The 13,078-nt window shown below is 70.7% G+C and carries 9 protein-coding genes; 4 read left to right on the top strand and 5 right to left on the bottom strand.

Annotated elements, in window-relative coordinates; all coding sequences use genetic code 11:
* Positions 1-6: 6 nt before the first annotated feature.
* From ccrA to ACW4TU_RS07045, 3 genes are all read right to left on the bottom strand, one after another.
* Complete coding sequence (gene ccrA / locus ACW4TU_RS07055; RefSeq protein WP_457425709.1) at positions 7-1,350, bottom strand: crotonyl-CoA carboxylase/reductase; 1,344 nt, start codon at positions 1,348-1,350, stop codon at positions 7-9.
* Between the two features lie 415 nt (positions 1,351-1,765).
* The gene (locus ACW4TU_RS07050; protein WP_457429960.1) at positions 1,766-2,578 is read right to left on the bottom strand and encodes a TetR/AcrR family transcriptional regulator; all 813 of its coding nucleotides are present in this window, start codon (positions 2,576-2,578) and stop codon (positions 1,766-1,768) included.
* A 172-nt stretch (positions 2,579-2,750) separates the two neighbouring features.
* The gene (locus tag ACW4TU_RS07045; protein ID WP_457425707.1) at positions 2,751-4,556 is read right to left on the bottom strand and encodes a 3-hydroxyacyl-CoA dehydrogenase family protein; all 1,806 of its coding nucleotides are present in this window, start codon (positions 4,554-4,556) and stop codon (positions 2,751-2,753) included.
* Between the two features lie 407 nt (positions 4,557-4,963).
* On the opposite strand from ACW4TU_RS07045, the gene ACW4TU_RS07040 reads away from it, so the two are divergent.
* On the top strand, positions 4,964-5,545 hold the full coding sequence (locus ACW4TU_RS07040; protein WP_457425705.1) for an adenylosuccinate lyase: 582 nt from the start codon (positions 4,964-4,966) through the stop codon (positions 5,543-5,545).
* Between the two features lie 13 nt (positions 5,546-5,558).
* On the opposite strand, the gene ACW4TU_RS07035 is transcribed toward ACW4TU_RS07040, so the two are convergent.
* The gene (locus ACW4TU_RS07035) at positions 5,559-6,086 is read right to left on the bottom strand and encodes a GNAT family N-acetyltransferase (RefSeq protein WP_457425703.1); all 528 of its coding nucleotides are present in this window, start codon (positions 6,084-6,086) and stop codon (positions 5,559-5,561) included.
* A 12-nt stretch (positions 6,087-6,098) separates the two neighbouring features.
* Positions 6,099-7,151, bottom strand: a complete 1,053-nt coding sequence (locus ACW4TU_RS07030; RefSeq protein WP_457425701.1) for an Rv2578c family radical SAM protein — start codon at positions 7,149-7,151, stop codon at positions 6,099-6,101.
* Positions 7,152-7,322: 171 nt separating this feature from the next.
* On the opposite strand from ACW4TU_RS07030, the gene ACW4TU_RS07025 reads away from it, so the two are divergent.
* The 3 genes from ACW4TU_RS07025 (at position 7,323) to ACW4TU_RS07015 (ending at position 12,968) form a co-directional block, all read left to right on the top strand.
* Positions 7,323-7,766 carry an SRPBCC family protein gene (locus tag ACW4TU_RS07025; RefSeq protein ID WP_457425699.1) on the top strand — a complete coding sequence of 148 codons (444 nt, stop codon included), beginning with the start codon at positions 7,323-7,325 and terminating at the stop codon, positions 7,764-7,766.
* Positions 7,767-7,930: 164 nt separating this feature from the next.
* Positions 7,931-10,348: an MFS transporter gene (locus ACW4TU_RS07020; RefSeq protein WP_457425697.1), complete on the top strand. Its 2,418-nt coding sequence runs from the start codon at positions 7,931-7,933 to the stop codon at positions 10,346-10,348.
* Positions 10,349-10,490: 142 nt separating this feature from the next.
* Positions 10,491-12,968 (top strand): ATP-binding SpoIIE family protein phosphatase, encoded by a 2,478-nt coding sequence (locus ACW4TU_RS07015; RefSeq protein WP_457425695.1) that lies wholly within the window; start codon positions 10,491-10,493, stop codon positions 12,966-12,968.
* The last annotated feature ends 110 nt before the right edge of the window (positions 12,969-13,078 follow it).

The following is a 13,078-nucleotide window of genomic DNA, read 5'->3' as shown; positions in this document are numbered from 1 at the left end:
CCGGTCTCAGATGTTCCGGAAGCGGTTGATGGCGTCGATGTGCTGGGCGCGCTTCTCCTGGTCGCGCACACCGAGGCCTTCCTCGGGGGCGAGGCACAGGACGCCGACCTTGCCCTGGTGGGCGTTGCGGTGGACGTCGTGGGCGGCCTGCCCGGTCTCCTCCAGGGAGTACACCTTGGAGAGCGTCGGGTGGATCTTGCCCTTGGCGACCAGCCGGTTGGCCTCCCAGGCCTCGCGGTAGTTGGCGAAGTGCGAGCCGATGATGCGCTTGAGGGACATCCACAGGTAGCGGTTGTCGTACTCGTGGTTGAAGCCCGAGGTGGAGGCGCAGGTGACGATCGTGCCGCCCTTGCGGGTGACGTAGACGGACGCGCCGAAGGTCTCGCGGCCGGGGTGCTCGAAGACGATGTCGACGTCCTCGCCGCCGGTCAGCTCGCGGATGCGCTTGCCGAAGCGCTTCCACTCGCGCGGGTCCTGGTGGTGCTCGTCCGCCCAGAACCTGTAGTCCTCGGCGTTGCGGTCGATGATCGCGTCGGCGCCCATCGCCCGGCAGATGTCCGCCTTCTGCTCGCTGGAGACGACACAGATGGGGTTGGCGCCGCCGGCCAGCGCGAACTGCGTGGCGTACGAGCCCAGGCCGCCGCTCGCGCCCCAGATGAGGACGTTGTCGCCCTGCTTCATCCCGGCGCCGTTGCGCGACACCAGCTGGCGGTACGCGGTGGAGTTGACCAGCCCGGGTGCGGCGGCCTCCTCCCAGCTCAGGTGGTCCGGCTTGGGCATCAGCTGGTTGGACTTGACGAGGGCGATCTCCGCGAGGCCGCCGAAGTTCGTCTCGAAGCCCCAGATGCGCTGTTCCGGGTCGAGCATCGTGTCGTTGTGCCCGTCCGAGGACTCCAGCTCCACCGACAGGCAGTGCGCGACGACCTCGTCTCCGGGCTTCCAGGAGTTGACGCCGGGGCCGGTGCGCAGGACGACGCCCGCGAGGTCGGAGCCGATGATGTGGTACGGCAGGTCGTGGCGCTTGGTGAGCTCGCTGAGCCTGCCGTAACGCTCCAGGAAGCCGAAGGTCGACAGCGGCTCGAAGATCGACGTCCAGACCGAGTTGTAGTTGACCGAGGAGGCCATGACGGCCACCAGGGCCTCGCCCGGGCCGAGTTCCGGCACCGGGACGTCGTCCAGGTGGATCGACTTTCGGGGGTCCTTGTCGCGGGTTTCGAGGCCCGCGAACATGTCCGTCTCGTCTTTGTGCACGGTGATCGCACGGTACGACTCGGGGAGCGGGAGAGCGGCGAAATCGGCCGGAGTCGACTCCGGCGACTGGATCGCGTCCAGGATGTCCTTCACGGTCACGGTGTTGCCTCCGGCGAATGGCGTCCTGAGGGAGGACGCTGAGGGTTACGTCGGTGCTGCTGAGGGTTGGGTGTGAGACGTGCCGTCGGTTCGGCGGGTGGTGCTTCGGCAGCGCGTGGTGGCGCGGGAGGTTGCCTGTGACGCAGGCGTCCGGGCGCGCAAACACGTGGGTTTGCGGGGACAGCCGACGTACGAATGGTCTCTGCACGCCGGCCGCCCGGACACCTTCAAGGTATGACACCCCGTGTCAGGTGACAAGGCACTGAGTGCCAGAAAATGGCCTCAGATGAAATCTTTACGTAACAAATGAGCGATGATCGATCAAAGGCTACTGAGGAGTAGCCCTCGCCGGACGCAGAAGAGGCGGGCCGCAGCAACTGCGACCCGCCTGTTCCGTACGTACGGCTCCTATGTCCTACGACCGTTCCTTCAGCGCCTGTTCGATGGTGCGCATCACCTCGTCGAGCGGCGCGTCGGTCCGCGCCACCGCCACCAGCACCTCGCCCTGTGAGGCCACCGAGGCCGGAACGCTCCGGGCGGCGGTGTCACGCCCGGCCACGATGCCCGTGACGAAGGTCTTCCGTACGATCCCGAACGCGTGGTCGAGCTGTGCCTCGACGTCGCCCTGGCCGCCCGCCCGCAGCCAGCGCCGCAGGACGTGATTGTGGGCGGTGACCACGGCCGACGCGGCCACCTCGGCCAGCAGCGGATCGTCGTTCGCGTCGTCGTCGTGGGCGTGCTCGTCGAAGTGGCCCAGGAGATAGCGGGTGAAGAGGCGTTCGTAGCGGGCCACCGACGCGATCTCCGCCTCCCGCAGGGTCGGGACCTCGCGCGTCAGCTTGTAGCGGGCCACCGAGATCTCCGGCCGGGCCGCGTACATCTTCATGACTTCCTTGATGCCGCGGCACACGGTGTCGAGCGGATGCTCGTGCGCCGGCGCCGCGTTGAGAACCGCCTCGGCCCGGGTCAACGTGTCGTCGTGGTCCGGGAAGATCGCCTCTTCCTTGGAACGGAAGTGCCGGAAGAAGGTGCGGCGGGCCACGCCGGCCCGCGCCGCGATCTCGTCGACGGTGGTGCCTTCGTAGCCCTTGGCCGAGAACAGCTCCATCGCAGCCGCCGCCAGTTCTCGGCGCATCTTGAGCCGCTGGGCGGCGGCGCGACCGCCCGCGGCACTCTCCGGCGCGTCGGGCGTGGCTGGGGTACGGGAGGACTTGGCGGGCTGGGACATGACCCGAACGTACTGCATCTGCGCAGGGTGGCGCGCCCGTCCGGGATCACCCCCGCCCAGGGCGGGCGGGGGCACAGAGGCCGGGTCGAGGAGGCCGCCCCAGTCCTCGTCATGCCCGGGGGCGCGCCCGAACCCCTGCCCGAAGTCGGGCCCGGACCAGTCGCCGGCCCCGTCAGCGGCGGGCATATTCGCGGAAGCCGCGGCCCGTCTTGCGGCCGAGGCAGCCCGCGGCCACCAGGTGCTCCAGGAGCGGTGCGGGGGCCAGCCCCGGGTCACGGAACTCGCGGTGCAGGACCTTCTCGATGGCCAGGGAGACGTCCAGCCCGACCACGTCCAGCAGTTCGAACGGACCCATCGGGTAGCCGCCGCCCAGCTTCATCGCCGCGTCAATGTCGTCAAGAGACGCATAGTGCTCCTGCACCATCTTGATCGCGTTGTTGAGATACGGGAAAAGCAACGCGTTGACGATGAACCCGGCCCGGTCGCCGCAGTCGACGGCATGCTTCTTGATCCTGACGCAGACCTCACGGACCGTCGAGTGGACGTCGTCGGCCGTCAGCACCGTACGGACGACCTCGACCAGCTTCATCGCCGGTGCCGGGTTGAAGAAGTGCATGCCGATCACGTCCTCGGGACGCGAGGTGGCGCGGGCGCACGCGACGACGGGCAGCGAGGAGGTGGTGGTGGCCAGCACCGCGCCCGGCTTGCAGACCTTGTCCAGTGTCGCGAACAGCTGCTGCTTGACCTCCAGGTCCTCGGCGACGGCCTCGACGGCCAGATCGACGTCAGCGAAGGCGTCGTACGAGCCCGCCGCGGTGATCCGGTCGAGGGTCTGCGCGGCGGCCTCAGCGGTCAGGCGGCCCTTGTCGACGGAGCGGGCCAGCGACGTGCCGATCCTGGCCTTGGCGGTCTGGGCCTTCTCCTCGCTGCGGGCGGCGAGGACCACCGCGTACCCGGCCTTCGCGAAGACCTCGGCGATACCGGAGGCCATCGTGCCGGAGCCGGCGACACCCACGGAGCGGACGACGCGGCCGGGGGTCTCGGGAGCGTCGGCGAGTGGCGTGAGCGCGTCCGCCACGACCGTCGAGCCGCCGGGCGCCTCGTAGGAGTAGAAGCCGCGCCCGGTCTTCCTGCCGGTCAGGCCGGCCTCGCTGAGCTGCTTGAGGACGGGCGCCGGGGCGTGCAGCCGGTCGTGGGACTCGGAGTACATGGCCTCCAGGACCGTGCGGGCCGTGTCGATGCCGATCAGGTCGAGCAGGGCGAGCGGACCCATGGGCAGACCGCAGCCCAGCCGCATCGCCGCGTCGATGTCCTCGCGGGAGGCGTACTTCGCCTCGTACATCGCGGCGGCCTGGTTGAGATAGCCGAACAGCAGCCCGTCGGCGACGAATCCGGGCCGGTCGCCGACCGCGACGGGCTCCTTGCCGAGCTCGATCGCCAGATCGGTGACCGCGGCGACGGCCTGCGGCGCGGTCAGCACCGACGAGACCACCTCGACCAGCTTCATCGCCGGGGCCGGGTTGAAGAAGTGCAGGCCCAGCACGCGCTCGGGACGCGCCGAGTCGGCGGCCAGGCGGGTGACGGAGAGGGCGTTGGTGCCGGTCGCGAGGATCGTCTCCGGGCGCACGATGTCGTCGAGGGCACGGAAGATCTGGTGCTTGACCTCGTACGACTCCGGCGCCACCTCGATGACCAGATCGGCGTCGGCCGCCTCGCGCAGGTCGGTGGAGGTGCGGAAGCGGGCGAGGACGTCCGCGCGCTCCTGTTCGGTGAGCCGGCCGCGCACCACGGCACGGGCGGTCGAGGTCTCCAGGGTGGCGACGGCCTTCGCGGCCGTGGCCTCGCTGATGTCGATGCCGACGACCTCGCGGCCGGCGCGGGTGAGGACCTCGGCGATGCCGGTGCCCATCGTGCCGAGGCCGACCACGGCGACGGTCCTGAGCGGGGACAGAGAGGTGTCGGACAGGGGAGTGGCCATCGCGGGACTCCAGGAATGAGGGTGACGACTGGGAGCGCGCCCGGGTGCGCCAATAGGGAGCCCCTGCGAACAGGGAAGCCCCGTGAACGGCGCACCGGGTGCGAGGAAAGGAGCGCGGAATGCTGAGTGCGGGTGATGCCGGGCTGCGAAGCGCACACGCCCGGTGCCGTGGTCGCGGGCGTGCACACGCCCGGAGAACGGTGAGGTCCGACCGGCCCTGTCCCAAGCCGTGTCGCACTCACGACGGCTGCGTCACCAGGCCGTCGTCAGCATGTATTGCAAGCGAGTGGGTAACTCGCTCGTCTGAGCTTAACCGGTGGGTAACGAGCGCGCCAGCCCCCGGTTTTGTGATGTACGTCCCCGGATCCTGCCCACGCGCCCCCGCTCCCGCACCTAATCTCGGCATCATGGACGAAGAGTTGCGATCACTCACGGAGCGCTTACGGGCCGAGGCCGGAGCGGACACCTCGGAGGCGTACGAACACCTGGTGGCGACCGGCGACCCCGACGAGCTGGCCGATGTCCTCACCGCCCCCGGACAGCCGCTGTGGGCCAGGGAGTTGGCCGCCTTCCGGCTGGGGCTCACGGGGGACCGGCGAGCCTTCGAGGCACTCGTCCTCCTCCTCAACCACCGTGACCCGCAGCGCTGCGCCTCCGCCGCGTACGCCCTGGCCCGCCTCGGCGATCCGCGCACGGCCCGCGCGGCGGCCGCTCTCGCGACCAACGAACTGCGCGTCGCCTACGCCCTGCACCCGGTCCGGCTGCTGGGCCGGCTGCGCGCCCCGGAGTCCGTACCCGCGCTGATCACCACGCTGGCCCGCCGTCTGAAACCGCACGATCCGCACCGGCAGGTGGCGCTCGCCTGTGTGGAGGCGCTGGGCACGCTGGGGGACCGGCGCGCGGCGCCGGTCCTGAACGAGGCCCTCGCGCACCCGGCCCTCGCCGAGGCGGCGGTGCACGCGCTGGCGCGCATCCCCGGACAGAGATGAACCCGAGGAACCGTCAGCCGAGCGGTTCCCGCACGTACCGCACCTCCGGTACGGCGATCCCGTCCACGTCGAAGGGCTCCTCGGCGCCGTCGGCCGCGAACCCCGCCCGCTCGTAGAACCGCCGGGCGCGTTCGTTGCCCTTGAGAACCCACAGGAGCATGCGCGGGTGCCTGGCATCGGCGCACCGGCGGACCGCCTCCCGCAGCAGCGCCTGCCCGACTCCGGTGCCGAACCGCCCGGCGTCCACGTAGATCGCGTACAACTCGGCGTCGTCGGTGCGGATCTCGCCGTCCCGGTACGGGCCGTGACAGGCCCAGCCGACGACCTCGCCGGCTTGTTCCGCGACCAGGTCGACGACCTCCGACCCGGCCCGCACGAAGAACATCCGCCGCCGCTCGGCGTCCTCCGGCACGCTGAGGGCGTCGAGGTACGGCTGCGGCATCAGACCCTGGTAGGCGTGCTGCCAGCCCCGGATACGGATTTCGGAGACACGCTCGCAGTCGTCGAGGGTCATCTCGCGCACGAGGATCGGGTCGTTCATGGCGGCACCCTTTCAGAGAAGGGTCAGCTGGACCGGCTCGGGTGCCCCGGTGCCGGGTCCGGTGGGATCGGTCTCGACGGGTTGCGGAATCCTGCGGGGCATCCCCGCGCGCGTGGGACCCATTCCGTACTCCTGGGCCAGCTCGTGTACCTGGCGGGTGATCCGGCGCTGGTACCACTTGGGGGCGTAGGCGCCCTCCGCGTACAACCGCTCGTACCGGCGCACCAGATGCGGGTGGTGATGCCCGAGCCAGGCCATGTACCACTCGCGGGCACCGGGACGCAGGTGCAGCACCAGCGGGGTCACGGAGGTCGCCCCGGATGCGGCGATCGCCCGCACGGTGGCCCGCAGTTGGGCAGGGTGGTCACTGAGGAAGGGCAGCACCGGTGCCATCAGCACCCCGCAGCCGATGCCGTGCTCGCCCAGTGCCCGTACGACGTCCAGGCGCCGTTCCGGAGCGGGGGTGCCCGGCTCTACCGTGCGCCACAGGTCGGGGTCGGTGAAGCCGACGGAGACGGAGATCCCGACATCCGTGACCTGGGAGGCCTGCACCAGCAGGTCGAGGTCGCGCAGGATCAGTGTGCCCTTCGTCAGGATCGAGAAGGGGTTCGCGTGGTCGCGCAGGGCGGCGAGGATGCCCGGCATCAGCCGGTAGCGGCCCTCCGCGCGCTGGTAGCAGTCGACGTTGGTGCCCATCGCGATGTGCTCGCCGAGCCAGCGGCGTGAGCCGAGCTGGCGGCGCAGCAGCTCTGGGGCGTTCACCTTGACGACGATCTGGGAGTCGAAGCCGAGACCGGTGTCGAGGTCCAGATAACTGTGCGTCCTGCGCGCGAAGCAGTACACGCACGCGTGTGTGCAGCCCCGATAGGGGTTCACCGTCCATTCGAACGGCATGCGAGAGGCCCCGGGGACCCTGTTGATGATCGAACGGGCCCGGATCTCGTGGAAGGTGATCCCGCGGAACTCGGGGGAGTCGAAGGTACGGGTGGTCACCGCGTCCGCGCCGAACAACGCGGCGTCGGCCGGGCCGGAGCCGGACTCCACAGTGAGGTTCTCCCAGCGCATGACACCTCCTCGGTAGCACTGACCACAGAATAGAACACATGTTCCCTTGATCGTGCGATCGTATGTTCGAGTGTTGTGAAGCTCCTTGTCGGGACCCCGATTTGGGCGGCCGGGCGGCGGGGTGGTTGGCTGAGTGCGACCCCCCGAAGAACCAGCTGCTGGAGGAACGCAATGGCGCAGGTCGAGGCCACCACGGAGCGCATCGTCGCGGCGGACGCGGAGACGGTGTTCGACGCCCTCGCCGAATACAACGGCACGCGCGCGAAGGTGATGCCGGAGCAGTTCAGTGAGTACGAGGTGCGCGAGGGCGGCGACGGCGAGGGCACCCTCGTCCACTGGAAGCTCCAGGCCACCAAGAAGCGCGTCCGGGACTGTCTGCTGGAGGTCAGCGAGCCCACCGACGGCGAGCTCGTCGAGAAGGACCGCAACTCCTCGATGGTCACCACCTGGCGCGTCACCCCGGCCGGCGAGGGCAAGTCACGGGTCGTCGTCACCAGTGTCTGGAACGGCGCCGGCGGCATCGGCGGCTTCTTCGAGCGGACCTTCGCGCCCAAGGGCCTCGCCCGCATCTACGACGCAGTCCTCGACAACCTCGCCACCGAGGTGGAGAAGTAGCCCAAGGGGCAACCTCTCCTGGGGCGTTGGCTCCCGCCCCTGCGCACCTCACCGGTTCGAGTGGATCTCCGCCCCGTGCACCTTTACGCCGTAACTCGTCGTGCTTGCTCACAGTTGTCGCCCAAAGCGGGAATTGTCGGTAGGCGCGACGAGGGGAGCGGTACGTGGGCGGGATCACTCTGGTGCAGGACGAACCGGCGACCGCGCTCGCGCCACCCCCGCCCGAGCCTGTGCAACTCGGCCCGCGCCAGGTCCGGTTGGTGTTCTTCGGGCTCATGCTCGCGCTGCTGCTCGCCGCCCTGGAGCAGATGATCGTCGCCACCGCGCTCCCGAAGATCGTCGGGGAGCTGCACGGCCTGGACAGGATGTCCTGGGCGATCACCGCGTACCTGCTCACCGCCACCGTCGGACTGCCGGTCTACGGCAAACTCGGCGATCTGCTCGGCCGCAAGGGCGTCTTCCAGTTCGCGATCGTCGTCTTCGTCGTCGGCTCGGCGTTGGCCGGTCGGTCGCAGACCATGGACCAGCTCATCGCCTTCCGCGCTCTCCAGGGCGTCGGCGCGGGCGGGTTGATGACCGGTGTCCAGGCGATCATCGCGGACATCGTGCCGCCGCGTGAACGCGGGCGCTTCATGGGCCTGATCGGCGCCGCGTTCGGCCTGGCCTCGGTCGCAGGGCCCCTCCTGGGCGGCTACTTCACCGACCATCTCTCCTGGCGGTGGTGCTTCTGGTTCAACGTGCCGTTCGGTCTGCTGACGCTGGCCGTCGTCACCGCAGTACTGAAGCTGCCCAAGCCCAAGGCCAGGGCCCGGCTCGACCTCCTCGGGGCGCTGCTGCTCGCCGTGGCCTCGACCTGTCTGGTGCTGCTGACCAGTTGGGGCGGCACCGAGTACGCGTGGGGCTCGCGCGAGATCCTCGGACTCGGCGCCGGAGCGCTCGTGGCCGCCGTGCTCTTCGTCGTCGCCGAGCACTTCGCACCCGAACCCCTCATCCCTCTGCGGCTGTTCAGGGACTCCGTCTTCAACGTCACCGGCCTGGTGGGCCTGGTGATCGGCGTGGCGCTCTTCGGTGCCGCCAGCTATCTGCCGACCTTCCTGCAGATGGTCGACGGCGCCAGCGCCACCGAGTCCGGGCTGCTGATGCTGCCCATGATGGCCGGGATCGTCGGCGCGTCGATCCTCTCCGGGCAGCTCATCAGCCACACCGGCCGCTACAAGGTCTGGCCGGTCCTGGGCGGCGCCCTGTCCGTGCTCGGCATGTGGCTGCTGTCCCGCCTCGAGGTGGACACGCCCCGGCTGCACTACAGCCTCTGGATGGCCGTCCTCGGTACCGGCATCGGCATGGTGATGCCGGTCCTGGTCCTCGCCGTGCAGAACTCCGTGCGCCCCGCCGACCTCGGCACCGCGACCAGCGCCAACAACTACTTCCGGCAGATCGGCGGCAGCGTCGGCGCCGCGATCTTCGGCACCCTCTTCGCGAACCGGCTCGCCGAGTCCCTGCGCGAAAGCCTCCCCACGCGCGCGGGAGCCCGTCTCCCCGACCCCGACTCGATCACCCCGCAGCTCGTCCACGCGCTTCCCCCGGCGCTGCGCGACAGCTACATCAGGGCGTACGCCGACGCCATGCCGCGCGTTTTCCTGTACCTCGTGCCGGTGCTGGTCCTCGGCCTGCTCGTCGCCCTCTTCCTGAAGGAGAAACCGCTGGTGTCCCACCACACCGCCCCCGTCGACTCCGCGGGACCCACGACCACCCTGGCGGTCCCGGCGACCTTCCCCCACCCTTCGGTCGGGGGGACCCCCGTCCCGCTTCGCTCGCCGTACGCCGCCGGAATCCCGGTGTGCGGCACCGTGCAGCACCCCGACGGGACCGTCGTACCGCGCGCGGCGCTCACCCTCATCGACGTCACGGGCGCGCAGATCGGGCGCGGCGCGAGCGCCGAGGACGGGCGGTACGCGCTGTCCACGCCCGGCTCCGGCGCTTACGTCCTGATCGCCGCGGCGGGCGGCCACCAGCCGCAGGCGGTCACCGTGACCGTCGGCGAGCGGCCCGTCGAACTGGACCTCGTCCTCGGCGGCGCGGGCCGCCTGGCAGGCCGGGTACGGACCGGGGACGGCACTCCGGTCCCGGACGCCACCGTCACGCTCACCAACGTGCACGGCGAGGTCGTCGCCACCACCCGCAGCGGACCCGAGGGCGGGTACGTCATCACCGAACTGGTGGCCGGCGAGTACACCCTCGCCGCCGGCGCGCCCGCGTTCCGCCCGGCCGCCCTTCCCGTCACCGTGCGGGCGTCCCGCGAGACCCGCCAGGACGTCGAACTCGCGGGCGGCGCCGTCCTGAAGGGCACCGTGCGGGCCGGGGGCGGACGGCCTGTCGAGGACGCGCGGGTGACCCTGCTCGACGTGGCCGGCAACGTCGTGGACACGCTCACCACCCCGGCCGACGGAACGTTCCGGTTCGCGGACCTGTCGTCCGGCGAGTACACGGTCGTCGCCTCCGGTTACCCGCCGGTCGCCACCGTCCTCCAGATGGCCGGCGGCGGCCGTACGGAACGCGACCTTCAGCTCGGGCACGAGGACTGAGCGCGCGGGGCGCGTGCCTGTGTGCCGGAGCGGACCGGCCAAGAGCAATTACCGGATTGCCACACATCGCGACCGACCGGCGCCGTACGGTGGTGAGGACGGCACAGATCTTGCGGAGCCGGGGGAAGAAGGGGCCTGCGCCATGGACCGTGGCACCGAGACGGGCGCACCTCCCAGCCGCGGAGCCGGGGAGAGCGCGCCTGCGGAGCACGCCGGGGCGGGCCGTATCCCGCTGGCCGTGGTCGTGGTCGACCGCGAAGGTCTGGTCTCGCACTGGAGCCGGGGCGCGCGGCGTCTGTTCGGCGCCTCCAAGGAGGAAGCCCTCGGCCGGCCCGCCGTCGACCTGCTGCCCGTCTCGGGCGCCCTCCCCGACACCGACGACGATGACGATGACTCGACGCCGTTCGGGTCGTACGCGGCCTACGACGGCCTCGGACCCGACCTGGAGTCCTCTCTCGACGGCCGGCTGTCCTACCCGGCCTCGGGCCGCGCCCGCCTCACGGTGCCCGGCCGCGACGCCGACCGCGTCGATGTGCTCTGGTGGGCCTACCCCCTGGTGGGACCGGGCCACGAGCGCCTCCTGGTACTGGCCGCCGACACCGACGTACTGCGCCAGGAGGACGACGAGGTCCCGGTCGAGCGCGTCGCGCCCGGATTCGCCCTGCACACGAACTTCCCCGGCGCCGACGAACTCGCCCGCAGACTTCCCGAGATCCTGCCCAGCATGAGCGTCGGGGAAGGTGCCCGCATCGTCTCCCAGATCCTCGAACTGGGCTATCCGGTCCTGGAGTTCAGCCAGAACGACCTGGTCCCGGTCACCCCCGACTGGGGCGTGCCCCGGCGCGCCGAGCGCAAGGCCCGCCGGGAACGGGCGGCCCGGGCGGCGCAGGCCGGCCGGCCCCTGCCCGAGGACCTCCAGGACGACGTCGAGGACCTCGAGTACGCGGCGGTGCGCGAGCGGCTGGAGTTCCTCAACGACGTCAGCGGGCGCATCGGCACCTCGCTCGACCTGTCCCGCACGATCATCGAGGTCAGCAAGGCCGTCGTCCCCCGCTTCACGGACGTGGCGGGCACCTATCTGCGCGAACAGGTCGTCGCGGGTGAGGGGTTCCCCGAAGGGGTGCCCGACACGACGACGATGTGGCACCGCGTTGCCCTCGAACACACCGACGAACCGGGCCGCTGGGACGACGTCGTACCGGTCGGCGAGGCCATGCCGTTCCCGGCACACACCCCGTTCTTCCAGTGCATGACCAGCGGTCAGCCCGTCCTCGTGCCGCGCATCAGCGAACAGATGGGGCACATGATCGCCTCGCAGTTCGAGAAGCGTGACATCAGGCCGCTGATCACGGGCCGTTCCATGCTGGTCGTACCGCTGAAGGCCCGCAACGTCGTCCTCGGCTTCATGATCCTGCTGCGCCATCCGGAGCGCGTCGAGTTCAACGACATGGACCGCGTCACCGGCGCCGAACTCGCCGCCCGCGCGGGCCTCGTGCTCGACAACGCGCGCATGTACACCTACCAGGAGAGTGTCGCCGAGACCCTCCAGGACAGCATGCTGCCGCAGATCCCGCCGCGCATGGCGGGCTGCGACATCGCCACCCGCTATCTGCCCGGCACGCTGCTGGGCCGCGTCGGTGGCGACTGGTTCGACTCGGTGAAACTGCCGGGCGCCCGCACCGCCCTGGTCGTCGGTGACGTCATGGGGCACGGCCTCAACTCGGCCGCGATGATGGGCCAGTTGCGTACGGCCGTCCAGACCATGGCCGCCCTCGACCTGCCGCCCGCCCAGCTCCTGCGCAACCTCGACGACCTCGCCCAGCGCCTCGGCGACACCTACCTCGCGACCTGCCTCTACGCCGTCTACGACCCGATCGTCGGCGAGCTGCACCTCGCCAACGCGGGCCACATCCCGCCCGTGCTGGTCCGCGCGGTGGACGGCCGGAGCGAGCTGCTCGACCTGCCCACCGGCGCGCCCATCGGTGTCGGCGGAGTGCCCTTCGAGGCGGTACGCGTGCGTGTGGAGCCCGGCGACCGGCTCGTGATGTGCACCGACGGACTGGTCGAGGTGCGCGGGGAGGACATCGGCGTGGGCCTGGCCACGCTCTGCGAGTCCGCCGCCCACCCGGCCGCCTCCATGGACGACGCCTGCGACACGATCATCCGCACCCTGAACGTACGCGGGGGCCGCAAGGACGACGTGGCGCTGCTGATGACCAGACTCAACGGCATCGAACCGGACGACGTCGCCGAATGGCGGCTCGCCCCCGGCCCGGCCGAGGTCGGCCGGGCCCGTGCCGTGGTCCGCGAACAGCTCCACGACTGGGGCCTGGCGCGGCTGGTGGACACCGCCGAGCTGCTGGTCGGCGAACTCGTCACCAACGCCGTACGCCACTCGCACGGGCGCCCCGTCGAGCTGCGGCTCGTGCGCGGCGAGACACTGCTGTGCGAGGTGGACGACGACGACCACACCCTGCCCACGCTGCTCAGCGCCGAGCCCACCGCCGAGGCCGGCCGCGGGCTGCGCGTGGTGAGCACGCTGGCCCGGGAATGGGGCGCCAGCCGTACGGGGGCGGGCAAGACCGTGTGGTTCGAACTCACGTTGCCGCGCCGACGCTGACGCCCCGCCGTCGATGCCGGTGCCCTGTGCTTGGATTGCTGTTGCCGCGGGGCCGGGGAGGCGTGCGAGGCGCACACCGGCGTACACCACTCGAACGAGCCGTGAAGGTA

This window comes from Streptomyces kryoterrae (assembly GCF_054072135.1).
Note: the sequence above shows the minus strand (reverse complement) of the source record. Positions and strands in the feature narration are given on the sequence as shown.